At 63.3% G+C, this 24,828-nt stretch carries 27 protein-coding genes and 1 tRNA gene; 19 read left to right on the top strand and 9 right to left on the bottom strand.

What is annotated here, in order from left to right:
• Window positions 1-2 precede the first annotated feature (2 nt).
• Complete coding sequence (locus ACSYDV_RS12145) at window positions 3-950, bottom strand: FecR family protein (RefSeq protein WP_438324074.1); 948 nt, start codon at window positions 948-950, stop codon at window positions 3-5.
• Window positions 934-1,413 carry a sigma-70 family RNA polymerase sigma factor gene (locus ACSYDV_RS12140; RefSeq protein ID WP_438324073.1) on the bottom strand — a complete coding sequence of 160 codons (480 nt, stop codon included), beginning with the start codon at window positions 1,411-1,413 and terminating at the stop codon, window positions 934-936. Before ACSYDV_RS12140 ends, ACSYDV_RS12145 begins: the two co-directional genes overlap by 17 nt.
• A 129-nt stretch (window positions 1,414-1,542) precedes the next feature.
• Between ACSYDV_RS12140 and ACSYDV_RS12135 the strand changes: the two genes are divergently transcribed.
• The gene (locus ACSYDV_RS12135; protein WP_438324072.1) at window positions 1,543-1,755 is read left to right on the top strand and encodes a hypothetical protein; all 213 of its coding nucleotides are present in this window, start codon (window positions 1,543-1,545) and stop codon (window positions 1,753-1,755) included.
• A 7-nt stretch (window positions 1,756-1,762) separates the two neighbouring features.
• Here the strand turns inward: ACSYDV_RS12135 and ACSYDV_RS12130 are convergent.
• Both ACSYDV_RS12130 and ACSYDV_RS12125 read right to left on the bottom strand, forming a co-directional pair.
• Window positions 1,763-1,847: transfer RNA gene (locus ACSYDV_RS12130), tRNA-Leu, on the bottom strand.
• 102 nt (window positions 1,848-1,949) lie between these two features.
• The gene (locus ACSYDV_RS12125; RefSeq protein WP_438324071.1) at window positions 1,950-3,401 is read right to left on the bottom strand and encodes a coniferyl aldehyde dehydrogenase; all 1,452 of its coding nucleotides are present in this window, start codon (window positions 3,399-3,401) and stop codon (window positions 1,950-1,952) included.
• A gap of 571 nt (window positions 3,402-3,972) precedes the next feature.
• Between ACSYDV_RS12125 and ACSYDV_RS12120 the strand changes: the two genes are divergently transcribed.
• Entirely contained in the window at window positions 3,973-5,160 is a 1,188-nt protein-coding gene (locus ACSYDV_RS12120; RefSeq protein ID WP_438324070.1) for an acetyl-CoA C-acyltransferase, read from the top strand.
• Window positions 5,161-5,430: 270 nt separating this feature from the next.
• A complete protein-coding gene (locus ACSYDV_RS12115; RefSeq protein WP_438324069.1) occupies window positions 5,431-5,901 on the top strand; it encodes a hypothetical protein in 471 nt (156 codons plus the stop codon).
• 80 nt (window positions 5,902-5,981) lie between these two features.
• Here the strand turns inward: ACSYDV_RS12115 and ACSYDV_RS12110 are convergent, their stop codons facing one another.
• Entirely contained in the window at window positions 5,982-6,440 is a 459-nt protein-coding gene (locus ACSYDV_RS12110; RefSeq protein WP_438324068.1) for an SH3 domain-containing protein, read from the bottom strand.
• A 153-nt stretch (window positions 6,441-6,593) separates the two neighbouring features.
• Between ACSYDV_RS12110 and ACSYDV_RS12105 the strand changes: the two genes are divergently transcribed.
• The 3 genes from ACSYDV_RS12105 (at window position 6,594) to ACSYDV_RS12095 (ending at window position 8,601) form a co-directional block, all read left to right on the top strand.
• A complete protein-coding gene (locus ACSYDV_RS12105) occupies window positions 6,594-7,592 on the top strand; it encodes a 2-hydroxyacid dehydrogenase (protein WP_438324067.1) in 999 nt (332 codons plus the stop codon).
• A 119-nt stretch (window positions 7,593-7,711) separates the two neighbouring features.
• Entirely contained in the window at window positions 7,712-8,272 is a 561-nt protein-coding gene (locus ACSYDV_RS12100; RefSeq protein ID WP_438324066.1) for a hypothetical protein, read from the top strand.
• Complete coding sequence (locus ACSYDV_RS12095; RefSeq protein WP_438324065.1) at window positions 8,269-8,601, top strand: hypothetical protein; 333 nt, start codon at window positions 8,269-8,271, stop codon at window positions 8,599-8,601. The genes ACSYDV_RS12100 and ACSYDV_RS12095 overlap by 4 nt, the downstream gene beginning before the upstream one ends.
• A gap of 41 nt (window positions 8,602-8,642) precedes the next feature.
• Here ACSYDV_RS12095 and ACSYDV_RS12090 read toward each other — a convergent pair whose 3' ends face one another.
• From ACSYDV_RS12090 to ACSYDV_RS12080, 3 genes are all read right to left on the bottom strand, one after another.
• Entirely contained in the window at window positions 8,643-10,046 is a 1,404-nt protein-coding gene (locus ACSYDV_RS12090; RefSeq protein ID WP_438324064.1) for an NAD(P)H-dependent flavin oxidoreductase, read from the bottom strand.
• 100 nt (window positions 10,047-10,146) lie between these two features.
• Window positions 10,147-11,343 carry a glycosyltransferase family 4 protein gene (locus ACSYDV_RS12085; protein ID WP_438324063.1) on the bottom strand — a complete coding sequence of 399 codons (1,197 nt, stop codon included), beginning with the start codon at window positions 11,341-11,343 and terminating at the stop codon, window positions 10,147-10,149.
• The gene (locus tag ACSYDV_RS12080) at window positions 11,316-12,146 is read right to left on the bottom strand and encodes an alpha/beta fold hydrolase (RefSeq protein ID WP_438324062.1); all 831 of its coding nucleotides are present in this window, start codon (window positions 12,144-12,146) and stop codon (window positions 11,316-11,318) included. Before ACSYDV_RS12080 ends, ACSYDV_RS12085 begins: the two co-directional genes overlap by 28 nt.
• A gap of 205 nt (window positions 12,147-12,351) precedes the next feature.
• Between ACSYDV_RS12080 and astD the strand changes: the two genes are divergently transcribed.
• The 6 genes from astD (at window position 12,352) to ACSYDV_RS12050 (ending at window position 17,797) form a co-directional block, all read left to right on the top strand.
• Window positions 12,352-13,803, top strand: coding sequence for a succinylglutamate-semialdehyde dehydrogenase (gene astD, locus ACSYDV_RS12075; protein WP_438324061.1), 1,452 nt, complete (start codon window positions 12,352-12,354; stop codon window positions 13,801-13,803).
• Window positions 13,804-13,892: 89 nt separating this feature from the next.
• Window positions 13,893-14,681, top strand: coding sequence for a uroporphyrinogen-III C-methyltransferase (gene cobA / locus ACSYDV_RS12070; protein ID WP_438324060.1), 789 nt, complete (start codon window positions 13,893-13,895; stop codon window positions 14,679-14,681).
• Window positions 14,678-14,974, top strand: coding sequence for a DUF2849 domain-containing protein (locus ACSYDV_RS12065; RefSeq protein ID WP_438324059.1), 297 nt, complete (start codon window positions 14,678-14,680; stop codon window positions 14,972-14,974). The genes cobA and ACSYDV_RS12065 overlap by 4 nt, the downstream gene beginning before the upstream one ends.
• A gap of 1 nt (window position 14,975) precedes the next feature.
• Window positions 14,976-16,607: a nitrite/sulfite reductase gene (locus tag ACSYDV_RS12060; protein WP_438324058.1), complete on the top strand. Its 1,632-nt coding sequence runs from the start codon at window positions 14,976-14,978 to the stop codon at window positions 16,605-16,607.
• Window positions 16,600-17,013, top strand: a complete 414-nt coding sequence (locus ACSYDV_RS12055) for a DUF934 domain-containing protein (protein WP_438324057.1) — start codon at window positions 16,600-16,602, stop codon at window positions 17,011-17,013. Before ACSYDV_RS12060 ends, ACSYDV_RS12055 begins: the two co-directional genes overlap by 8 nt.
• Window positions 17,006-17,797: a phosphoadenylyl-sulfate reductase gene (locus ACSYDV_RS12050; protein WP_438324056.1), complete on the top strand. Its 792-nt coding sequence runs from the start codon at window positions 17,006-17,008 to the stop codon at window positions 17,795-17,797. Before ACSYDV_RS12055 ends, ACSYDV_RS12050 begins: the two co-directional genes overlap by 8 nt.
• Window positions 17,798-17,845: 48 nt before the next feature.
• Here the strand turns inward: ACSYDV_RS12050 and ACSYDV_RS12045 are convergent, their stop codons facing one another.
• Complete coding sequence (locus tag ACSYDV_RS12045; RefSeq protein ID WP_438324055.1) at window positions 17,846-19,354, bottom strand: replicative DNA helicase; 1,509 nt, start codon at window positions 19,352-19,354, stop codon at window positions 17,846-17,848.
• 202 nt (window positions 19,355-19,556) lie between these two features.
• Here ACSYDV_RS12045 and ACSYDV_RS12040 point away from each other — a divergent pair, with 202 nt between their 5' ends.
• From ACSYDV_RS12040 to ACSYDV_RS12010, 7 genes are all read left to right on the top strand, one after another.
• Window positions 19,557-20,054, top strand: a complete 498-nt coding sequence (locus ACSYDV_RS12040) for a UPF0262 family protein (protein ID WP_293846978.1) — start codon at window positions 19,557-19,559, stop codon at window positions 20,052-20,054.
• Window positions 20,055-20,056: 2 nt separating this feature from the next.
• Window positions 20,057-20,812: a glycoside hydrolase family 25 protein gene (locus ACSYDV_RS12035; protein WP_438324054.1), complete on the top strand. Its 756-nt coding sequence runs from the start codon at window positions 20,057-20,059 to the stop codon at window positions 20,810-20,812.
• A complete protein-coding gene (locus tag ACSYDV_RS12030) occupies window positions 20,809-21,267 on the top strand; it encodes a cytidine deaminase (protein ID WP_438324053.1) in 459 nt (152 codons plus the stop codon). The genes ACSYDV_RS12035 and ACSYDV_RS12030 overlap by 4 nt, the downstream gene beginning before the upstream one ends.
• A gap of 38 nt (window positions 21,268-21,305) precedes the next feature.
• Complete coding sequence (gene dcd, locus ACSYDV_RS12025) at window positions 21,306-21,860, top strand: dCTP deaminase (RefSeq protein ID WP_039574764.1); 555 nt, start codon at window positions 21,306-21,308, stop codon at window positions 21,858-21,860.
• Window positions 21,861-21,929: 69 nt separating this feature from the next.
• The gene (locus tag ACSYDV_RS12020) at window positions 21,930-22,442 is read left to right on the top strand and encodes a DoxX family protein (protein WP_438324052.1); all 513 of its coding nucleotides are present in this window, start codon (window positions 21,930-21,932) and stop codon (window positions 22,440-22,442) included.
• Window positions 22,443-22,515: 73 nt separating this feature from the next.
• Window positions 22,516-23,685 (top strand): saccharopine dehydrogenase family protein, encoded by a 1,170-nt coding sequence (locus tag ACSYDV_RS12015; RefSeq protein WP_438324051.1) that lies wholly within the window; start codon window positions 22,516-22,518, stop codon window positions 23,683-23,685.
• Window positions 23,686-23,692: 7 nt separating this feature from the next.
• Window positions 23,693-24,493: an acyl-CoA thioesterase gene (locus ACSYDV_RS12010; RefSeq protein ID WP_438324050.1), complete on the top strand. Its 801-nt coding sequence runs from the start codon at window positions 23,693-23,695 to the stop codon at window positions 24,491-24,493.
• Window positions 24,494-24,828 lie beyond the last annotated feature (335 nt).

Genomic DNA, 24,828 nt, shown 5'->3' with positions numbered 1-24,828 from the left:
GATCACCGCCGGATGATGATCGGGCCGCCTTCCGACTTGTTGACCGTCACGGGAAGCGCCGCCGAAATACTCTTCAGCGCCCTGTCGGTGTCGGTAAGCGGGAAAGTTCCCGAGATCCTGAGCCCCACAATATCGGCCGGAGAATAGCGGATCTTGCTCTGCCGGTATCGATTCAGCTCGTCGATGACCGAGGTCAGCGGCCGGTCATCGGCGATGAGCAATCCTGCCGCCCAGGCGCTTTCACCGACCGGATCGACATTCGCCCCGCGATGCGCGCCGGCGCCGTCAAGCGTCGCCGACTGGCCGGGCCCCAGCGTCACGCAAGCCCGGTCTCCGAGCGCGGCGCATGCCTCGACCCGCGACTCGATGACGCGGACAGTCGTGACGTCACCGTCCACCCGCACACTATAGCGTGTTCCCAGCGCGCGCGCCGTGCCCTGCGGCGTGCGGACCGTGAAGTGCGCGGCCGCGCCGGGCTTGACCTCCGCCATCACGGCGCCGCGCCAAAGCCGGACTTCGCGCAAGGCTTCGTCGATATCCGCGGCGCTTTCGCTGTCCAGCGTGACCCGATCGCCTGCCCCGAACGCAATCCGTTCCTGCTGACCGATCGCCGTCCGGTCTTCCGCCAGACGGCTGCGAATATCGGGCCGGTCCACCGCCCACCATGCCGATGCGACCAGCGAGCCAAGCAACAGCGCCACAGGAATGGCGATCCGGCGTCGCGCACGCCGCCGCGCCTCCCCGTTCTGCGCCGGATCATGAACTGCGCCCCCGGCGAGGACCGTCATCCGGTCGTAAGCCAGTCGATGCGACGGATGGGCCGATATCCACTCCCGAAAGGCGACGCGGTCATCGTCGCTGCGATTCTCGTCGCCCATTTGCGCCTGCCAGGCGGCGGCCGCCTCGATTGTTTCGCGCGTCGGTTCGTTCGGGTCAGTCGGGACAGCCATGGGCGATCATGTAACAATGGGCGAACGCCCGCGCGACATATTGCTTCACCATGCTGGAGGAAACGCCAAGCTCGGCGGATATTTCCGCGTAAGTGAACCCATCGACACGGCTCATCAGGAACGCCCGCTGCACATTCCCCGGGAGGGCGCCGAGCAGTTCGATCATCGCCGAAAGCTGGTCGACCGCTTCTGCAATCCGGTCGGGTCCCGGTTGAAAGCTGTCCCCGGCATGGACCCGCAAGGCACAAAGAAAAGATCGCTCGGAATTCTCGCGCCGACTGTCGTCAATCAGCAATCGGCGCGCGACGGTCGCCAGATAGCGGCGCGGGTGGGAGTGCAGGCGGAGCCCCGGCTGCTCCGCAAGACGGCAGAATGTCTCCTGCGCAAGATCGCTCGCGCGTGATACCGAATGAGCGCGGCTCGACAGCCATGCAACCAGCCACCCGCTGTGATCCCGGTACAAGCTATCCAGGTTGACAGGCGCGAGCGAAAGCATCGAGCGGGCCTAATCATATTGCGAGTCATTCGCAAGACCGAACTGACCAATTTCAGACAGACCGCTTTTGGGCGACCGAGGCGCAAGGAACTCGCGGTGCTGAACCTTTCCGACGAAATCCGCGCCGAACGCCTCGGCCTGACCGCCCCCTATGCCATCCGCCAAGCGGGCCGCTCACCCGGCGAATGGGGCACCTATGTGCCGACCAAATATGCGCTCGAAGCCTTTGCCGAAGCGATGCCACTGAACTCGCCGCCTGAGGTATCAAGGTTGGGGGTGATCGCACCGACGGGTAGTGCCCGGTTTTGATCGTAAATGGTGCCCCTGGCCGGACTCGAACCAGCACTCCTTGCGGAACCGCATTTTGAGTGCGGCGCGTCTACCAATTTCACCACAGGGGCCCCTCGCCCGACGGTATCGGGCGCGAGATGGATCCGGATCATGGTCAAAGCCCATGAACAGGAAGGGCGTCCCGATAAGCCGGAACGCCCCATTTTGCCAAGCTATTTCTTGAGCTCTTTCGCGAGAGTTTTCGCGGTCGCCTTGCCATAGGGTGGTTTAAAGCCCGCAAGCCCCGCAACGTCGAGCTTGGGCTGGCGATAGACCGCGCGCGCGTGGCTGAAGGTGCGGAAGCCGTCGAGGCCGTGATAATTGCCCATTCCCGACGGGCCGACCCCGCCGAACGGCAGGTCTTCCATCGCATTGTGGAACAACACGTCGTTGACCGTGACCCCGCCCGAGATCGTCCGCGTCAGCACACGGTCTTCCTCGCTCTTGTCCTGCCCGAAATAATAAAGGCCGAGCGGGCGGTCATTGGCGTTCACATAGTCGATCGCGTCGTCGATGCTCTTGTACGTCTTGACCGGCAGGATCGGGCCGAAGATTTCCTCCTGCATCACCTTCATATCGTCGGTCGGGTTGCGCACAATGTGAAGCGGCATCTTATGCCCGTTCGAGCTGGCGAAATCCTCACCGCCCGGATTCACCTCGATCACCTCGGCGCCCTTTTCGCGCGCGTCGGTCAAATAGCTCTGCAGCCGGTCGTAATTGCGCGTGTTGACGACCGAGGTGTAGTCGTCATTGGCGAGCAGGGTCGGATAAAGCGCAGCCGCGCCCTTGGTGACGCTGTCGATCACCGCGCCTTCCTCATCCTCGGCAACCAGCAGATAGTCGGGGGCGAGGCAGATTTGCCCGGCGTTCATCATCTTGCCCAGCGCGACACGCTGGCCGACCAGATCCTTGTTCGCGCTGCGCCCGATGAAGGTCGGCGACTTGCCGCCAAGCTCCAGCGTCACGGGAACGAGATTATCGGCGGCGGCGCGCATGATATGCTTGCCGACGCTCGTCGCGCCGGTGAAGATCATATGATCGAAGGCGAGTTTCGAGAACGCGACCCCGATGTCCGCGTCGCCGGTGAACACCGCCATCTCGCTCTCATCGAAATATTCGGGCACCAGCCGCGCCATCAGCGCGGAGACATTTTCGGTAAACTCGCTGGGCTTGATCATCGCGCGATTGCCTGCGGCGAGAATGCCCGCCATCGGCACGAACACCATCCCGATCGGGAAATTCCACGGGGCGACGACGCCGACGACGCCCTTCGGCTGAAACACGACCTCGGCCTTGGCGCCGAGCAGCCCGAGCGGAAAAGTCGGTTTGCGCTTCTCGCCCTTCGACCAGCTCGCCATATGTTTTTTGGCATGCTTCAACGCGCTGACCGACGGCATGATATCGGTCATCAGCGTCTGGTCGCGGCTGCGATGGCCAAAATCCTCGCTCACCGCTTTGGCGAAATCTTCGGCATGATCGACGAGCAGCGCGATCGCGCGGTCGATGCGGTCGCGGCGCACATCAAGGCTTTCGGGCATGGCGGCCGTAAAGCTCGCCTTCTGCGCCGCCAGCACCTGGCTCATACGCTGCGTTTCGCTGTCGATGTGATTTGCGACCATGGTCATTTTCTATCTCCCCATTCGTTGTGCCGTTTGAACATGAGCGCGGTCCGGTTGCAAGATGAAACCCGGTACAAACGCGGCGCGCGATTTTCGGAAGTCAAAGAAACTCCGCTCGCGGCGAAGCAAGCAACGCAGTCTATGGTGTCATATTAGTCAAATTCAGGGGGCAAATATATTGCCGCCGCTATTCCTCTTCATGACACATGGCCGCCGCCGATCCTATTTCGTCCGCCGCCCGCGAAAAGGCGCTTTCCTATTAGATTCCGCCATGGTCCATATTGCCGGATGAACGAACATTTCCCCACCATAAGGGCGCGCGGCACTGCTCCGCAGACGCTCGCATCACCGGACCCGACCGTCGGGGCGCGAAAGTCGCAGTCGCGCGTGGGCCCAGATGGCGGAGGGACGAAACACAGGGGGGACGCGGGCTGTACTTCCGATACTTTGGAATATTATTGCGCGGACGAAGGCCCGCCAGCAAAGCAAAGCCGGGGCATGACGCACCCCTTTCGCAAGTGCAGCATTTCCGCTAACCGGACCGCCGAAACATCTTTCCCCACCGGAGTCTTTTGCCATGACCGCCACCGATCCCGTCGTTTTCCTCTCCTATGCACGCACCCCGATGGGCAGCATGCAGGGCAGCCTGTCGGACGTGAGCGCGACCGATCTGGGCGCGACTGCGGTCAAGGCGGCGGTCGAGCGCGCGGGCGTCTCGGGCGACGATATCGAACGCATCTATATGGGCTGCGTGCTTCCCGCGGGCCTCGGTCAGGCCCCCGCACGTCAGGCCGCGATCAAGGCCGGCCTGCCCAAGTCGGTGCAGGCGACAACCGTGAACAAGGTCTGCGGTTCGGGCATGCAGACTGTGATCATGGGCGCCGAAGCGCTCGCCGCGGGCAGCATCGATCTGGTCGTCGCGGGCGGCATGGAATCGATGACCAACGCCCCCTATCTGCTCAAGAAGCATCGCTCGGGCGCGCGCATCGGCCACGACACCGCCTATGACCATATGTTCCTCGACGGGCTCGAAGATGCCTATGAAGCCGGCCGCGCGATGGGCACCTTTGCTCAGGACACCGCCGACGCCTATCAGCTCAGCCGCCAGTCGCAGGACGAATATACGCTCGAATCGCTGAGCCGCGCCAAGGCCGCGATCGCCGACGGCGCCTTCACCAATGAAATCGCGCCGGTGACCATCGCGACGCGCAAGGGCGAAGTCACCATCGACACCGACGAAGCCCCCGGCAAGGCGATGCCCGACAAGATCCCGACGCTGAAGCCCGCCTTTGCCAAGGATGGCACGATCACCGCGGCGACCAGCTCGTCGATTTCGGATGGCGCCGCCGCCGTCGTGCTGACGCGCCAGTCGATCGCCGAAGCCAAGGGCGCCAAGCCGATCGCAAAGCTCGTCGCGCACGCCGCGCACGCGCAGGAGCCCAAGGATTTCACCGTCGCTCCCGTCGGCGCGATCAACAAGCTGCTCGCCAAGACCGGCTGGGCGATCGGCGACGTCGACCTGTTCGAGGTCAATGAGGCGTTCGCATGTGTGGCGATGTTCGCGATGCACGACCTCGGCATTCCGCACGACAAGATCAATGTCCATGGCGGTGCAACCGCGCTGGGCCATCCGATCGGCGCCAGCGGCACGCGCATCATCACCACGCTGATCGCGGCGCTCCAGCGCCACGGCAAGACGCGCGGCATCGCGAGCCTCTGCATCGGCGGCGGTGAAGCGACCGCAGTTGCGATCGAACTGGTCTGATCAATATCGTCGCCCCCGCGAAGGCGGGGGCCGCTGGCCACCTTGAGCAAGGCCGATAGCGGCCCCGCCTTCGCGGGGGCGACGACTTTTGCGGAACGGTTCCGCGCGTTCACCCCACGCGCGCCTCATCCCATCGTTTGTCGCGACATTTTGCGACACTCATGTCCTGAAAATAAACGGCGCATTCGGGCTCCGTTCAAATCGACTCGCCTAATCCTTTGATTGTCATCGGGCATTCCCCTCCCCCTGACGGATTGAAAGGATAGAAAAATGAAAACCAAATTCCTCACCGTCGGCCTGATCGCGGCCCTGATGGTTCCCGGCGTCGCCTCGGCGCAGTCGCAGCGCGAAATGCGCGAAAGCCGTCAGGATCTTCGCGAAGAACAGCGCGACCTGCGAAACGCCCAGCGCTATGGCGACCGCAACGATGTTCGCAAGGCACAGCGCGATGTGCGCGATGCCCGTCAGGAATATCGCGAAGACCGCCGCGACTGGCGTCAGGACAAGCGCTATTCCAACTATCGCGCGCCGTTCAAATATCAGCAGTTCCGCGTCGGGTCGCAGCTTCGTCCCAACTATTACAGCTCATCCTATCGTCCGAGCTGGGACAGCCGCTGGGGCGTGCCGCGGGCAGGTCGCAACCTGACCTATGTGCGTCACTACAACGACCTGCTGCTCGTCAACGAGCGCAACGGCCGGGTGGTCAAGGTGTATCGCAACCACTTCAACTGGCGCCGTTAACCGATAAGGAAAGCGCTAGCCGATAAGGAAAGACGGGGCCGGGCGGGAAACCGCTCGGCCCTTTTTCGATGGGCGATCGATCAATCGCCCCAGATATGGCCGGTTTCGATCCAGCCCTTGCGGCCCTTCACGTCGATCAGGCACCAGCCATTCTTGCAGTCGGTGATGCGGCCGACAACCCCCGCCTCGGCGCGATAGGCAATGGCGGCCGATCCGCTCGCTGACGCACGCAGCGGGCGGATGCCGCCGGTGACGATCGCGGTGCGGGTCCGGCTGAGCAGGCGTGCCGCCATCCATCCCTGTGTGCCGTCGGGATCCTCGATCTTGCGCCAGGTTTCGTGACGCGCAACGACCTTTACCGGCAAATCCTTGCGGCGATACTCCCAGGTCACCGGCACGTCGGGCGACGGCCCCTTGCGCATCCGCGCCTCGTCGACGCTGATCGACGCCCAATAGGGAAGTTCGGGGTCGGATTGGGCGGCGGCGGGGCCGATCGCGGCAAACAGGGCAAGCACGCCAATGGCGGGACGGATTTTCATGACTTAGCCTTGTCAAAATCGGCGCCATTTATCAACCGGTCACACCGCGCTCTTCGCCTTCTGTCCACAGCCGCGTTTGCCCTGCCCCCCATTCCCCCCCTCGCCGCCCCCTCCCCCTTGACCTCTCGCCGCACACGCGCTCTATCGGCGGCCATGCCCGATTCATCCCGTCCGAAACGCCCGCGCGTCATCGTCACCCGCCAGCTGATGCCGCATGTCGAAGGCCGCATGGCCGAATTGTTCGATGTCGCGCTGTCGGCGCACGATCACGCCTTTACCGAAGACGAGTTGAAGGCTGCGGTCGCCGACTGCGACGTGTTTGTTCCCACCGTGACCGACCGCATCGACGCCGACGTCATCAACGCGGCGGGCGAGCGGCTGAAGCTGATCGCCAATTTCGGCGCCGGGGTCGACCATATCGACCTTTCGGCGGCGCGCGCCAAGGGCATCATGGTATCGAACACGCCGGGCGTCTTCACCGAAGACACCGCCGACATGACGATGGCGCTGATCCTGTCGGTCCCGCGCCGTTTGGCCGAGGGTGAGAAGCTGATGCGGTCAGGCCAGTGGGCCGGCTGGGCGCCCAGCACGATGCTGGGCCACCGCGTCGGCGGCAAGTTTCTGGGCATCATCGGCATGGGACGCATCGGCCTTGCGGTCGCCCGCCGCGCCCGCGCCTTCGGACTGTCGATCCATTATCACAACCGCCGCCGCCTGCCCGCCGCGATCGAGGAGGAATTAGGCGCGAGCTATCATGCCAGCGTCGACACGCTGCTAAGGATCAGCGACATCGTCTCGGTCCATTGCCCGCACACCAGCGAGACGCACGAGATGGTCAACGCCGCGCGCATCGGCGCGATGAAGCCGACAGCTTATCTGATCAACACCGCGCGCGGCGACATCGTCGATGAAAAGGCGCTGGTCGCGGCGCTGAAAGCCGGCCGCATCGCCGGCGCCGGGCTCGACGTTTACACCCACGAGCCCGCGGTCGACCCCGCGCTGCTCGCGCTCGACAATGTCGTGCTGCTCCCGCACCTCGGCTCGGCGACGATCGAGGGACGCGAAGCATCGGGCGAAAAGGTCATCGCCAACATCCGCGCCTGGTGCGACGGGCACCGTCCGCCGGATCAGGTGCTGGAGGGTTGGGCCTAAGCCCCTCCCCAGGCCGCGACCGACCGGTCCACTTCAACCGAACTGAACCTATCTGCTGTTTCCAGCGAGAAACTTGCGCATAATAAATAGCGGCATTCATTCCTTGGGGGGAGGGTGCCATGCGTCGAGCCATTATTTCGTGCGCGTTTCTTGCATTATTCAGCGGCTGCACGTCGATTCAACTCGTTTCGAAATATGACGAAACGACCGACAAGGAAGCCTCGGCAATACAGAAGAAATTGTCCGAGTTCTTCGTCAGACAACAGGCTGCATCGACCGATGCGGAACGATCCTTCGCCAGAAGCCAGCCATTTTATCAGGATGTTTCGGCATCGCTGAACGCGCTGCAGGTTCGCGCGGGGGGCATTTACAAGAACAGCCTGACGATGGCTCAACTGCAACTTGCCGAAGATAATCTTGCCTATCTGGCCTTGCTTCACAAAGCCTGCATCACGGGCAATCTCAGCGACATCCAGCGTAACGCGGTGCGCACGCGAGGCGTCGACGCGTCGCTCGACTGTCGCGTCCAATATGGCGCGAGCACCGACCAGTCAAACAGGGGCGGCCAAGTCCTGAACGCAGCCCTCCTCCCTTCGGTCAGCAGCATATTCGACCAGACGTTCGGCGCCGTCATTGCGCTGGAACTGGCCAAAAAGCGTGGAGAAGGAGACAAGAAATGAGCGGTATCGACATCGAAACGGTCGCGGCAACCATGCTGGCTGCCAGCAAAGCTTCGCTTCAAAACAACTGGCCGAAAGTGAAAGAATATATGACGGGCGAGGCGAAAAAGATCGCGCTGACCTTTGCCCAGATCGAAACGCTCAAACAGCAGGGCAAGATAACCGAAGCTGAGGCGCATGTTCTGTTCGAAATGCAGAGAAATGCGTCACGCGCCGTTCTCCTCGCGGTGCAAGGTATGGGCATGATCGCAGTGGAGGAAGCGATCAACGCAGCCCTCGGCGCCGTGAGCGATATCGTCAACGGCGCGTTGGGCTTCGCGCTGATCTAGGTTCGAGCAGTAAGATAAAACGGCGCGGGCGCCGCCCGCACTCAATCTCCCGTCAAAATCCGGTCGACGAGTTCTTTCACTGTCGGGGTGAAATTGTTCGAGTAAAAGGGATCGGTCTTGAAATTAAATGCGGCATGGCCCGCAAACATCAGATTCTGCTCCGGATCGCCATCATGGGCGATGTCCTGAAGCGTCTTCTGGATGCAGAAGCTGCGCGGGTCGGCGAGATAGCCGGTGGTGTAATCGTCATGGTCCTTCCACGACGAGAAACCACAATGCGACAGACAGCCCATGCAATCGGTCTGATCCTTGCGAATCTCCGCCTTCGATTCCTCGGTAACGAAAACGACCGTGTTATCGGGGGTCTTCAGCGCTTCTGTATAGCCTTCGGCCGCCCAGTCGCGCGCCCTTGCACGGTCATGCGGTGTGACCCAGAAATTCTTGCCCTTCACCCCGACGTCGAGTTGGACGATATGATCACCCGCTTCCTGCTTGGAATAAGGAATCTGTCGTTCCGAGCGCGCTTCAAGGTCGCGCAGGAAGGGGGTACGCACCGCGCTCGAGTAAAAGCCGGTGGGCGAGAAGCGGTGAAGCAGCACGTCGCCGTCGTCGAGGGTACGGAGGCGATCCTTCCACGCCTGCGGGATCGGGCTTTCTTCGGTGAGCAGCGGGCGGGTGCCGAACTGGAAGACGATCTGACCGAGTTCGGGATTGTCGATCCAATTGTCCCAGTCGCGCAGATACCAGACGCCGCCGGCCATCACGATCGGAACGCTGTCGGCAATATTTTCGGCCCGCATGACGTCGCGCAGCGCCTTGACGCGCGGATAGGGATCCTGCGGGACCAGCGGATCTTCGGCGTTCGACAGGCCGTTGTGGCCACCGGCAAGCCAGGGGTCTTCATAGACCACGGCGCCCAGAAGCTGCGGAACCTTGTGATAGGCGCGCTTCCACAGCGCACGGAATGCCCGTCCCGAGCTGACGATCGGAAGATAGAGAACATTGTGCCGCTCGGCAATTTCGCTGAGCTTATAGGGCATGCCCGCACCGCAGGTAACGCCCGCGACCATCCCTTTGGTCTGCGCGAGCACACCTTCGAGGATCTGTTGCGCGCCGCCCATTTCCCAGAGCACGTTGATGTTGATCGCGCCCTTGCCGCCCGCAATCGCGTGCGCGCGCTTGACCTGTTCGACCGCGCCGGCGATCGCATATTCGATCAGCTCTTCGTGGCGTTCCTTGCGCGTCAACGCGTTATAGATTTGCGGAACGATCTTGCCTTCGGCGTCATAGCTGTCGGCATTGACCGCGGACACGGTGCCGATGCCGCCCGCCGCAGCCCAGGCGCCGCTCGACATATGGTTGGTCGCCGAAACGCCCTTCCCGCCCTCGACCAGCGGCCAGACTTCGCGTCCGCCGTAAAGGATGGGCTTCAAACCTTTGAACACGTGTAAACCTCTTTCTCTCCACCGGCCGCTTGCCGCAAACCGGTCCCCAGTACCGTTTCCGTAAGCGGAAGCCGGCCATGAAAGTCAATGGGCGCCCCGCCTAATTCCCCGTGAACAGGCGGCGTCCACTTAGCGCCCGACCATAGAGATTTTCATAGGCGGCGACCATGGTAGATTCGTCGAAGCGTTCGGCGGCGACGCGCCGGTTCGCAGCGCCGATCTGTGCACGCAAACCAGCGTCGGCCGCGAGTTCCTCCAGCGCGACGCGAAAACCGCGTTCGTCCGCGACGATGAGATGGCGATTGTCGGCCGCGACCATCGCCGCGACATCGCCAACATCGGGGCTGACGACGGGCAAGCCCGCTGCCATCGCCTCGATCACCGCGATCGGCGCCTGTTCGCTGAGCGACGACAGCGCGAGCAGGTCGAAATGACCGATCCAGTGCGCGGGTTCGGCCATGAACCCCGGCATCACAAGCCGGTCGGCCATCCCGCACGCCGCGGCCTCGGCGGCGACAGCTCCCCGCTCAGGTCCTTCGCCGACGATGACGAGCCGGACGTGTGGGGGCAGCGTCGCGACGGCGCGAACGAGGCGCGGCAGATCCTTGACCTTGCGCAGCCCCGCGACGGTGCCGATCACCACCTCGCCCGCGCGGCGTTCTAGACCGGGGATGGCCACAGATGGCGCACTCGCATAGCTCGCCACATCGATGCCATTGCGGATCAGTTCGGTGCGATTGCCTACCCCCCATTCGTCCGCCGCGATCCGCTGAAGCAACCTCGAGGGCACGACGACCGCGCCCGCCGAGCGCAGCGCGTGGCGGCGAAACAAATTGCGTTTCCAGTTCCGCCGGACACTTTCGTCCTCGTTAAAGCCATCCTCATGATGCACCAGATGCGGCGGCATGTCGTACCAACGCCGGTTTTTGAACAGCCGGTGCGTCATCACGCCGTCCATCGAGCCCCAATTATAACTGAGGATAAGGTCGAAGCGGAACAGATAGTCGGCGAGAGTGCGATAGCGGGACAGCGAGGGTTTTCCATGCAGCGGCGGCGCGGCCTCGCCCGGAAAATCGACCTTGATGCCGCGATCGATCGCGTCGCGCGCGCCGAGCGCATCGGGGACCGCCGACAGGATTGTGTGCTGCGCCCGATCCCCCATCAGATTCATCAGACGCACGGCGCGCGCTTCCTTGCCGCCAAGCGAAAAACTCGAGTGGAGATGGATGATGCGAACCGGCTGCTCCACGTCGATTGGGATGGCATCGCTCACGCTGCGGGCAACTCCGCAACCCATTGACCGATAGCGGTGCGGGCTCTGGCTTCGTCCATCGTCGGAGCATGGCCGACGCCGGGAACCTCGACAAGCCGTGCCTTGGGCAAGGCCTTCGCCATTTTTTGCGCCGCCGGCTTCGCCAATATGTCCGACAGGGCGCCGCGCAGGATCAGCACCGGAATTTCACCAAAGCTTTGCCAGGCAGGCCACAGATCGAAACCGGCCTCGCTGCCCGCAAGGCGCAGCGGCGCTGCGATCTGCTTGTCATAATCGGCAACGATGCGCCCCTCGGCGGTCAGACGGTGGGTGCGTTTGGTGATGCGAAGCCAATCGTGCAGGCCAAAAGCGGGATAAATGGCGGCATTGACCTCGGCATAAGCGCGCGCCGCGTGCATCCACGTGGGCTGGCCGCCGCCGACGCCGATATAGTCGCGAATGCGGTCGAGCCCGGCCTTTTCGAGTTCGGGTCCGACATCGTTGAGCAGAGCGCCAACCAGCCGCCCGGGCATGCTCGCCGCCATCAGCATCGACACGATCCCGCCGAGCGAAGTGCCAACCGTCGCAAAGCGATCGACCGACAGTTCGTCGAGCAGCGCAACCACGTCCTGAACATAGGTCAGCGGGACGTAGGTCATCGGATCCTTGGCGAAGGCGCTTTCGCCCCGGCCGCGAAATTCAACGACGATCACGCGCCGATACTGTCCAAGAAACGGCGCAAGGTCCTCGAAATCGCGGGCGTTACGGGCGAGACCTGGCATGCACAGGATCGGCGGCATGGCCTCCGCGCCCTGCGGCCCGGCATAGATACGCGCATGCAGACGCACGCCGTCGCCCGACCACCAATAATGGTCGGACCACTCACGGCGATTGTCGCGTTGGACTTCCTGTTTGACCGAAATCGCGCGTTCCCTTCTTCGCTCGTCCTCCCGGCGTCTATCGCCAACCCCATAGGCGGTGCAACCCATCCCTCATGCGGTTCGGCCTCACAGGTTGCCGCCGTCCGCTTTCACCGATAAGAGGCTTGCGACCATGACCGAAATACTGGTTTCCCACGCACCCGCGACCGGCGAAGAGCTGTGGCGCCGCCCGTCCAGCGATGTCGATGCGGAGGTGGAGGTCGCGCGCCATGCCTGGCCCGAATGGGCGTCGAAATCCGTCGCTTTTCGCACCGAAACGCTGCGCCGCTTCGCCAATCAGGTGAAGGCGGAGGGCGAAAAGCTGGCCGACCTGATCGCGCGCGAAACGGGCAAGCCCCTTTGGGAGGCCCGCACCGAAGTCGAATCCGTTGCGAACAAGGTCGATATTTCGGTCAAATCCTATGCCGAACGCACCCCCAACCGCCGGATCGAGGGCGCGATGGGGCTGCGCAACGCGGTGCGGCACAAACCGCATGGCACCCTCGCCGTCCTCGGCCCCTATAATTTCCCCGCGCACCTGCCGAACGGCCATATCGTCCCGGCGCTGATCGCGGGCAATTCGGTATTGTTCAAGCCGTCCGAGAAAACCCCGGCGACCGGCGCCATGCTGGTCGATCTGTTCCATGCCGCAGGGGTTCCCCCGGAGGTGCTCCGCCTCGTCGTCGGCGGCCCCGAAACGGGCAAGGCGCTCGCCGGTCATCCCGGCCTCGACGGACTGCTCTTCACCGGATCGGCGCGCACGGGGCTCGCGCTTAACCGTCAGTTCGCAAACCGCCCCGACAAGATCCTGGCGCTCGAAATGGGCGGCAATAATCCGATTGTGGTCTGGGACACCCCCGACCTGCGTACCGCCGCCACCATCGTCGTCCAGTCGGCCTTCCTCAGCGCCGGACAGCGGTGCAGCAACGCACGGCGCCTGATCGTCCGCGACAGCATGGCCGACCGGCTGGTCGAAGAGGTCCGCGACCTCACCAATCGCCTGATCGTCGACCATCCCCACGCCGACCCCGTGCCCTATATGGGGCCGGTGATCGACAATGAGGCCGCCGACGGGCTGACCGAGAGTTTTCTGATCCTGATGTCGAACGGCGGTCAGGTGATCCGCCACATGACGCGGCCGGTCGCCGACCGACCGTTTCTGACCCCGGGCATCATCGACGTTACTGCCATGCCAGAGCGCCCCGATATCGAACTGTTCGGCCCGCTTTTGCAGGTTATTCGCGTCGACAGTTTCGAGGCCGCGATTGCCGAGGCGAACAACACCGCATTCGGCCTGTCGGCGGCGCTGATCGGCGGCACGCCCCAACTTTACGACCAGTTTTGGGCCAACGCCCGCGCCGGGGTGATCAACTGGAACCGCCCGACCAATGGCGCATCGTCAGCGGCGCCTTTCGGCGGCGTCGGCCTGTCGGGAAACCACCGCCCCAGCGCCTTTTACGCCGCCGATTATTGCGCCTATCCGGTCGCAAGTTCGGAAAGCGACACGATGCGCGCATCGATCGGCGTCGGCCTGCGCGACGACGAACGCGACGCGCCGAAGCTGGTGCGCAAAGGCTTTCTCTAACCACCCATTGCAGGGCACCCAAGTTTGCCTTCATCGGGGGCAAAAAAGCCTGCTTTGCTATCTGGACGTCGGCACGCCATTTCCGCCTCATGGACAAGCATCCCCTCCCTTCAGGCAAGCTCTGGCTCGTCGGCGCCGGTCCCGGCGACCCCGACCTGCTGACACTGCGCGCCGCGCGCCTGCTCGAAAGCGCCGATATCGTCGTTCATGACGGGCTGGTCGGCGAAGGCGTGCTCGCGCTGATCCCGCCGCATGTCGAGCGGATATCGGTCGCCAAGCAGCGCAGCCGTCACACGATGAAGCAGGAATTGATCAACGAACTGCTCGTCCGCGAAACGCTTGCGGGCAAGCAGGTCGTGCGCCTGAAGGGCGGAGATCCGTTTATTTTCGGTCGCGGGGGCGAAGAACTCGATGCCGCGCGCGAAGCCGGCGTTGCGTGCGAGGTTGTCCCCGGCATCACCGCCGCCGCGGGCTGCGCCGCACAGGCCGGCCTCCCCCTCACCCACCGCGAAGACGCCAGCGCGGTCAGCTTTGTTGCGGGCCAGTGCAAGAATCTGACCGATCAGGACTGGTCGGGCCTTGCGGGGCATGGCCGCACCCTCGTCATCTATATGGGCCTCGCGACCGCATCGGCGATCGCCGACAAGCTGATCGCCGACGGCGTGTCGCCGGACCTGCCCGTCGCGGTGATCGAGCGTGGCACCACCGCCGATGCCCGCGTCATGCGCTCGCTGCTCACCGATCTGGGCGACCTAGTCCTGCGTGAAAAGGTCGCCAGCCCGTCGCTCATCATCGTCGGCAAGGTCGCAGCGCGCGCCGATGCCCTCGACTGCCTGGGAACGCCGGGCGTTGCCGAACTCATAAAGGATTTTTCATGAAACTGCTGACGGGCAACGACCTGAAAACAGGATTTGTCACCTGGTGGACCGGCGCCGACTGGTCGCTGCATATCGAGGACGCCGCCGATGTTGGCGAGCAAGGTGAAGCCATCCTAGCCGCCGAAGAAGGCGCGCGCCGGGTCAACGCACCCTATATTATCGCCGGCGAAGCAACCCCCGAAGGGCCGCGACCCGCGCATATCAAGGACCGTATTCGCGCGCTCGGCCCGACCGTGCGCCCCGACCTCACATTGAAACCCGCCGATCCCGCGGCCGGCGACTGGGTGATCTGACATGTATAAATATGACGAATATGACCATGCGATGGTCGATGCCCGCGTTGCAGAGTTCAGCGACCAGGTGCGCCGCCGTCTCGCCGGCGAAATCACCGAGGATCAGTTCAAGCCGCTGCGGCTGATGAACGGCCTGTACCTCCAGCTTCACGCCTATATGCTGCGCGTCGCAGTGCCCTATGGCACGCTCGACAGCCGCCAGATGCACATGCTCGCGCATATCGCGCGCAAATATGACCGCGATTACGGCCATTTCACCACGCGTCAGAATATCCAGTATAACTGGATCAAGCTGGAAGATGCGCCCGCGATCCTTCAGGATCTGGCTTCGGTCGAAATGCATGCGATCCAGACCAGCGGCAATTGCATTCGTAACATCAGTTCCGACCAGTGGGCGGGCGCTGCCGCCGATGAGATCACCGATCCGCGCCCCTGGGCAGAACTGCTCCGCCAATGGTCGAGCTTCCACCCCGAATTCAGCTATTTGCCGCGCAAGTTTAAAATCGCGGTGATCGCTGCCGAGGAAGATCGTGCGGCGATGCGACTCCACGACATCGGCATCCAGATCGTCGAGCGCGACAGCGTTCATGGCGCCGCTTTCTATGTTGGCGGCGGCATGGGCCGTACCCCTATGATCGCGCCGCTGATCAAGGATTTCGTGCCGCTCGAAGATATGCTGAGCTATGCCGAAGCGTGCCTGCGCGTCTACAACCGCTATGGCCGCCGCGACAATATCTACAAGGCACGCATCAAGATCTTGATCCACGAACTGGGCGCCGACGAATATCGCCGCCAGGTCGAGGACGAATTCGCGCATGTCAAATCGCTGGGCATCGATCCGCCGCGCGCCGAATTCGACCGCATCGCCGCGCAATTCGCCCCGCCGCCGCTCGACGCCTCGGCCCCCGACGCGATCGATCGCAGCGATCCCGATTTCGCGGTCTGGGTCGATCAGAATGTCGCAAAGCACCGCGCTGCAGGCCACGCGATCGTCAACATCAGCCTGAAGCCCGTCGGCGGCATCCCCGGCGACGCCACCTCGGCGCAAATCGACCTGATGGCCGACCTCGCGGAAAAATACAGTCACGACGAACTGCGCGTCACCCATGCGCAGAACATCGTCTTGCCGCACGTCCGCAAGGCCGATCTTTACGCCATCTGGCAGGCGCTCGACGCCGCCGGGCTCGCGACGCCAAACCTCGACCTGATCAGCGATATCATCGCCTGCCCCGGGCTCGACTATTGCAGCCTCGCCAATGCGCGCTCGATCCCGGTCGCGCAGAAGATCGCAAAGCGCTTTGCCGATCCGGTGCGCCAGCGCGATCTGGGCGAATTGAAGCTCAAGATTTCGGGCTGCATCAACGCCTGCGGCCACCATCATGCGGGCCACATCGGCATCCTGGGCGTCGACCGCAAAGGCACCGAAAACTACCAGCTTTCGCTCGGCGGGTCGGGCGCGGAAGACGTCAGCCTCGGCACGATCACCGGCCCCGGCTTTGACGAGGACGGCGTGGTCGACGCAATCGAGCGCGTCACCGACAAATATCTGGAGACACGCACCGAGGGCGAGCGCTTCGTCGACACCTTCCGCCGCGTCGGCATGGCCCCGTTCAAGGAAGCGATTTATGGTTGAGCATATCCATTCGGACGGCGAAGAACCCGCCGTCACCCTCGACGCCTTCCTGTCGCAATCGAACGCGACCGCAGTACGGCTTGAGCCCGACGAGGATGCCCGCGCGCTGATCCCGCATCTCGACCGGCTGGCGCTGATCGAAGTCGCCTTTCCGAAGTTTCGCGATGGCCGCGGCTATTCGTCGGCGCGCATCCTTCGCGAGGCGGGTTATGCGGGCGAACTGCGCGCGCAGGGCGACGTTCTTGTCGACCAGATTTCCCATATGAAGCGCTGCGGATTCGATACGTTCGCGCCCGAAAAGTCGCTCAATCCCGCCGATGTCGAAGCCGCGCTGACGCGCTGGCCCGAACATTATCAGGGCGCCGCCGATGGCGCCGTGCCGATATGGAAATTGCGTCATGGCTAGCAAATCCGCGCCTGAAGACCGCACTCGCGACACCATCGACGTGGCCCCGCGTTTCACGCAGGCTGACGTCATTCGCCTTAACAACCTCTTCCGCGGTCAGGATGCGGCGGAGGTGGTCGCGAGCGTCATCGGCGCAGGGCTGCTCGGCGAAACCGGGATCGTTTCGAGCTTTGGCGCCGAAAGCGCGGTGCTGCTCCACCTCGTCACCCGCGCCGCGCCCGATATGCCGGTGCTGTTTCTCGACACCGGCAAGCATTTCCCCGAAACGCTGGCCTATCGCGACGAACTGGCGGCAAAGCTGGGGCTCAATATCGTCAACCTGACCCCCGACGCGCAAGATTTGGCGGCGAAGGACGCGACCGAGCTGCGCTGGTCTTACGACCCCGACGGTTGCTGCGAGATCCGCAAGGTTAAACCGCTCGAAAAGGCGCTTGCCGATTTCGACACGTCGATCACCGGGCGCAAGGGGTTTCAGTCGTCGACGCGTCAGGGTCTGGCGCGCTTCGAACTGGATGGCAGCAGCGGCCGGTTGAAATTCAACCCGCTCGCCAACTGGACGCGTGAACAGCTCGATGCCTATTTCGAAGAGCATGATCTGCCGCGCCATCCGCTCGAAGCCGAAGGCTATCCGTCGATCGGTTGCTCGCCGTGCACGTCAAAGGTCAAGCCGGGCGAAGACCCGCGCTCGGGCCGGTGGCGCGGATGGGACAAGACCGAATGCGGCATTCACGAAGAAGTCGTGACGCCGATCGGCGACGATCCCGCGAACGACCCGGCGTTCTGACACCACCCTCCGTCATTCCGAGCGTAGCGAAGCAATGACGGAGTTTCGTTACTCGTAATCCTCAAACGCCTGGCTGTCGTCGGCGAGATCGCTGAACTTGGTCGTCTTCGCCTCGAAGTGGAGGCGGACCTTGCCGATCGAGCCGTGTCGGGACTTGGCGATAATCACTTCGGCAAGGCCGAAGACGCGCTCCATTTCGGCGGCCCATTCTTCATGCTGGGCGTGAATCTTGACATCGTCGCCTTCGACCGGACGTTTCGGCTCGCGCGAGCCGACATAATAATCCTCGCGAAACACGAAGATCACCATATCGGCGTCCTGTTCGATCGAGCCCGATTCACGAAGGTCGGACAGCATCGGCCTTTTGTCTTCGCGCTGTTCGACCGCACGGCTGAGCTGCGACAGCGCCATCACGGGCACATGAAGTTCCTTCGCCAGCGTCTTTAAACCACGCGAAATTTCCGAAATTTCCTGCACGCGGTTGTCGCCGCTCTTCGACGAACCCTGCAACAGCTGGAGATAATCGATTACGATGAAGCCGATGCCATGGCGTCGTTGCAGACGCCGAGCACGGGTGCGCAGACCCGCGATCGTCAGACCGGGCGTGTCGTCGATGAACAAGGGCAAGGTCTGAAGCTGCTGCGCCGCGCGCGACAGCTGCTGGAACTGCTCCTTGCTGATCTTGCCCATTCGCAAGGCTTCGCCCGACACCCCCGATTGTTCGGCGAGCACGCGCGTCGCGAGCTGATCGGCCGACATTTCGAGGCTGAAGAAGGCGACCTTCGCGCCCATATTTTTTTCGGGCGGGATGCCGTCATCCTCATCGCGGCGCCAGCGTTCGGCGGCGTTGTAGGCAATATTGGTCGCGAGCGAGGTTTTGCCCATGCCGGGACGTCCGGCGAGGATCATCAAATCGGAATTGTGCATACCACCGATCTTGGCATTCAGGCTCCCGATGCCGGTGGTGACACCCGACAGGTGACCGCCCGAATTGAGCGCGCGTTCGGCGGCCTGCAGCGCGGTCAGGCTGGCCTGACTGAAGCTTTTGACCGATCCCATTTCGGCCTCGCCCCCCGCGACGCGGTACAGCGCGGTTTCGGCCTCTTCGATCTGCGCCTGCGGATCGACGCGCTCGCTGGTGTCGAGCGCATTCTCGACGAGCGTCCGCCCGACCCCCGCCAGTTCGCGAAGCAAGGCAAGGTCGAAAATCTGCCGCGCGAAATCGCGCGCGCCGATCAGGCCGGCGCCGCTGCCCGTCAGCTGCGCCAGATAACCAACCCCGCCAACCGCCTTCATCGCCTCGTCGGCGTCGAAATAGGGTTTGAGCGTCACCGGGGTGGCCACGCTGTTGCGCTCGATCAGCCCCATGGTGTGCTGAAAGATACGGCCGTGCAGCGGCTCGAAAAAATGATCAGGATGAAGCGCGACGGGCAGATCCTCGACGACTCGGTTGTCGATCAGAATCGCCCCCAGAAAGGCGGCTTCGGCCTCGATATTGCGCGGCAATTGGCGGTCATCCCCGGCGGGGGATGCGGGAAGTCGAACAACATCAAGCATGCGTCTTCATGCGCCGAAGCCGCGGCGGGCGCAACCGGGTGGTGGCATATGATGTCCTGTGCGGTCGACGGGCGCGTCATCACTGTGGAGCATCCTGTGGATAGTTTTTTGATGGGACGCAGATGGCGGCTCGCATCACTATCCAAATGCAAACGGAAGCCCCCTTGCCCTTCGCGACGGGCCAAGTAGAAGCACTGGCAGCATGGCTGACGCAGACCCCTCGAAACAACGGATCATTTCGGTCGAACTGGACGAGGGTTCGATCGTCTGGCGCAATCCCGATGTCGAGCAGGAACGCCGCGTCGCGATCTTCGATTTGATCGAGGATAATAAATTCGTTCCGCAGCGCGGGCACCCCGATGGTTATGCAGGCCCCTATCGCCTCATGTTGCGTGTCGAAGAAGGCCGGCTGATCTTTGAAATATCGCGCGAAGATGGCTCACCGCTGGAGGCAATCATCCTCGGCCTCGGACGCTTTCGCCGCCCGATCCGTGACTATTTCGCCATTTGCGACAGCTATTATCAGGCAATCAAGACATCTACTGCGCAGCAGATCGAAACCGTCGATATGGCGCGGCGCGGCCTGCACAATGAGGCGGCAGAGATGCTGATGGACCGGCTCGACGGAAAGATCGCGGTCGATTTCGACACGGCGAGGCGATTGTTCACGCTCATCTGCGTCCTTCATATCAAGGGCTGAGAATGGCAACGGGGGCGATCAAAAACAAAGGCGCGGCGAAACGGAGCGGCGGCTGGAAAGAGGCTGTGGCGCATGCGCTGCGCCGCGCTGGCGCCGCGCTGGTGTTGTTGCTGCTCGCTGCCGGCCTCGCCCTCTGGTGGGCGGCGCGCTGGACGCCGCCGCGCGAAACCTATCCCATGCAGGGCGTGACGATCGACGCCGGCAATGGCGCCGTCCGCTGGGGCTCGATCAAGGCTGCCGGCGCCGATTTCGCTTATGTGATGGCGACGCAGGGCACGCGCGGAATCGATCCGATGTACACGCGCAACGTCGCCGGTGCGCGCGAAGTCGGGATGCGGACGGGCGCGATCCACCGCTATAATCTTTGCCAGCTCGCGACCGATCAGGCGGCGAATTTCATCCGCCATATCGCGCGACGCCCCGATGCGCTGCCTGCGGTTGTGTGGCTTGATTTCGATGACCGTTGCCCCGACCGGCCGACGCGCGCGCTGCTCCTGTCCGAACTCGCGACTTTCCTCGCGCAGATCGAGGCGCATATGGGCAAGCGCAGCCTGATCGCACCCGGCCCCGCGTTCGAGGCCGAATATCAGGTGACGAGCGGCATCGCGCGCACCACCTGGCTCCGCCGCGATTTCTTCGAGGCCGATTATGGCGCACACCCCTGGGCGATGTGGCAGGCGAATAATTATATCCGCCTGTCGGGCGCCGATGGCACCGTCGGCTGGAATGTGCTGCGCCCCGAAGGAGAGACGCGATGACCGATGATATGAACCGCGACGAACTGATCGCCGCCGCGCGCGACGCCGCGGCCCGGGCCTATGCCCCCTATTCGGGTTTCCACGTCGGCGCCGCGCTGCTGCTCAAAAATGGCGACGTCGTCACCGGCGCCAATGTCGAGAACGCAAGCTATGGCCTGACGCTGTGCGCCGAAACCGCAGCGGTCGCGAAGATCGCGAATGAAGGCTGGATTGGCGAGCTTGCCGAAGTCGCGATCATCGGCGGACGGCCCGATGGAGACCAGCTGCTCGGCAGCGATCCGGTCAACCCGTGCGGCCGCTGCCGCCAGATTTTGAACGAAGCCGCCGAGCGGTCGAAAACCGATATTCTGGTCCATTGCGCGTCGGGCGATGGCAAGGCGGTGAAAAGCTATAAGCTTAGCGAGTTGCTCCCCGCCGCCTTCGGCCCAAAGGATCTGGGGCTGATCCGCGACTGACCGCTTGCGCAATCGCGCTTGCCCCGACAAACAGCGCCATGGCCATTCTTTCCGACCGCTGGATTCGCGAAGCCGCCCAAACGCAGGGCATGATTGAACCCTTTGTCGAGGCGCAGCGCCGCGACGGCTGTATCAGTTACGGCCTCTCCTCCTATGGTTATGACGCGCGCGTCGCGCCCGAGTTCAAGATTTTCACCAATGTCGACAGCACGATCGTCGATCCCAAGGATTTCGATCCGAAGAATTTCGTCGACCGCGAAACCGACGTCTGCATCATCCCGCCGAACAGTTTTGCGCTCGCCCGCACGGTCGAATATTTCCGCATTCCACGCGACGTGCTCGTTATCTGCCTTGGCAAATCGACCTATGCGCGGTGCGGCATCATCGTGAACGTCACCCCGCTCGAGCCCGGCTGGGAGGGGCATGTGACGCTGGAATTTTCGAACACCACGCCCCTGCCCGCCAAGATTTACGCCAATGAGGGCGCGTGCCAGTTCCTGTTCCTGCAGGGCAATGAGCCATGCGAGATCAGCTATGCCGACCGCGCGGGCAAATATATGGGCCAACAGGGCGTGACGCTGCCCAAGCTGTGATCCGGAACCTCCCGGCCTCCTGCGCGTCGTAAAAGGACAAGCGCGGGGGCATTGAGTGGAGGATCACCCATGTCCATGCTTGCCGTCTTCATCGGGCGCCTGTTCATCGCCGTCATCTTCATCGTGTCGGGGATCAACAAGCTTATCCATGTCAGCGACACCAGCGCGATGATTTCCGCCGCCGGACTGCCCGGCGCGCTGGCCGTTCCGACAGGATTGTTCGAACTGATCGCGGGACTTTGCATCGCTCTCGGCATCGCGACGCGACTGGTATCGGTGCTGCTCGCGGGCTTTGTGCTGCTCACGATCCTCTTCTTTCACCGCGATTTTACCGACCCCATGCAGGCGATGGCGGCGATGAAGAATCTGGCGATCGCGGGCGGCCTGCTCTGCCTGTTCGGCTATGGCCATACGCGGTGGAGCTATGACGCGCTGCGCCAGCGGCGACGCGATGAGATGGCCGCACATGATGCCCAGCAACGCGCCGTCGAAGCAGAACTGCGCGCCGCGCGCGCCGAAGGGCGGGCCGAGACCGCAGGTGGCACGGTGTTGGTGAAAAAACGCCCCTTCTGGCGCCGTTGACGCTTCCCCGCTTGGCATCCCCTTTCACCTGCGCTAGCCTCAGGTTGACGTTTACGTAAATGGGAGGGATGCCATGGCTACCCGCGAGTTCGACATCATCGTCTATGGCGCGACCGGCTTCACCGGCCGTCTGGTCGCCGAATATCTGGTCCAGCATTATGGCGACCGCGCCGACGCACCGAAATGGGCGATGGCAGGGCGCAGCGCCGACAAGCTCGCCGAAATCCGCGACCTGATCGGGGCACCGAAAGACACCCCGCTGGTCGTCGCCGACGCAAGCGATCCCGCGAGCCTCGACACGATGGCGGCGCGCGCGAAGGTCATCCTCACCACTGTCGGGCCGTATCAGCTCTATGGTGCCCCGCTGGTCGCCGCCTGCGTCAAAGCGGGCACAGCCTATGCCGACCTCTGCGGCGAGCCCGGCTGGATGCGCGAGATGATCGACGAGCATCAGGACGCCGCCAGGGCATCGGGCGCGCGGATCACCTTCAGCTGCGGCTTCGACTCCATCCCCTTCGACCTCGGCGTCCATTTCCTGCAGGCCGAGGCGATCAAGCGCCATGGCAAACCGGCGCCGCGGGTCAAAGGCCGCGTCCGCAAAATGTCTGGCGGCGCGTCTGGCGGCACGATCGCCAGCCTGACCGAAACGCTGAAAGCCATTGCGAAAAAGCCGTCGCTCGCGCTGCTGCTGAAATCCAGCTTCGCGCTGACCCCCGGCTTCGAGGGCCCGTCGCAGCCGACTGGACTGGTTCCCGAATATGATCCCGCGACGGGTGCCTGGACCGCCCCCTTCGTGATGGCCCCGATCAACACGAAGAATGTCCACCGCACCAATTACCTGCTCGGTCACGCATGGGGCGAGGATCTGGTCTATGACGAGATGCTGGTGACGACGATCGGCGACGCCGGCAAGGCAATGGCCGAAGCGATCGCCAAGGCGAACCCGTTCGGCGAATCCAAACTCCAGCCCGGCGAAGGCCCGAGCAAGGAAGAGCGCGAAAAGGGTTTCTATGACGTGCTGTTCGTCGGTGAATATCCCGACGGCACCACCGTCCGTGCGAGCGTCAAAGGCGACCGCGATCCGGGCTATGGCTCGACGTCGAAGATGCTCGCCGAAACGGGGCTCGCCTTGCTTGCAAACAAGGGCGACGGCGGCGTGTGGACCCCCGGCGCGTTGCTGGGTGATGCGTTGATCGCCCGGTTGACCGAACATGCAGGGCTGACCTTCCAGATCGAGGAATGAAACCAGAATGACGACCTCCCCCAGCGCGCTCGACGCGCTGCTTTCGACGCTGCGCACCGAAGAGGGCGTGGCGAAGGCACATATCGACGAAGGATGGATGCAGGGCCGAACCGCCTATGGCGGGATCAGCTCGGCGGTCGCGCTTGCCGGCGCGATGGCGCTGCACCCGACCGAAACGCCGCTGCGCTATGCACAGATCAGCTTCGTCGGTCCGGTCGGCGGCGATTGCACCGTCGAAACGCGCGTGCTGCGCCAGTCGAAATCATCGCTGTTCGTCGATGCCGGCGTGTCGAGCGACGCAGGCTTTGGCACGGCCGCCGTCTTTGCCTTCTCAGGCGACCGCAGCAGCCATATCGACCATAATCGCCTGAGCATGCCCGATGCGCCCGATCCCGAAACGCTGGCCCCCGTCCCCGAACATCACGCGCGCCCATCCTTCACGCGCCATTTCGACATGCGCCCGACCACCGGCCCGCGCTTCGCATGGAAGAGCGATGTCGGCGATTATCTGACCTGGGTACGCTTCGTCGAGGAACCCTCATGCCATCCCGCTGTCGCGCTGCTGGCGATGGGCGACGCCCTGCCCCCCGCCGCGATGGCATTGTTCAGCCAGTTCGGGCCGATCAGTTCGATGAACTGGACGGTCAATATGTTGACCGGTACGCCGCAGACCGATGACGGCTGGTGGCTGCTGTCGGCCAAGACCGGCTATGCGCGCGGCGGTTTTTCGGTGCAGGACATGATGATCTGGAACCGCGCCGGCGAGCCGATCGTCAGCGGCAGCCAGGGAATCGCGATTTACACCTGAATCGCCCTGAACAGCCATTTTTACTGATCGGAATAGCCCGGCTGGTAGCGACCGGCACCCGTCATTCACTTTCTTCATCACCGCGGACTTGATCCGGGACCATGGCTTCAGCGCCGCGCTGGATTCCGGATCAAGCCCGGGATGGCGGGCGGCTGGAAGCGACCGAAGGTGGTCATTCCCTAATTCCGTTTGCATCGAGCGAAGTCGAGATGCCCCTCGGGGCAGCGCGATCTCAATGGGTGTCTCGACTTCGCTCGACACGAGCGGAACAGGGGAGCGTTCGGTAAGGACCGGAAGCTGCCCTATCCATCATCGTCGCCCCGGGCTTGACCCGG

The sequence above is a fragment of the Sphingopyxis selenitireducens genome (assembly GCF_051550705.1).
GTDB lineage: Bacteria > Pseudomonadota > Alphaproteobacteria > Sphingomonadales > Sphingomonadaceae > Sphingopyxis.
The sequence above is the reverse complement of the archived record's forward strand: the minus strand, read 5'-3'. Positions and strand labels throughout refer to the sequence as shown.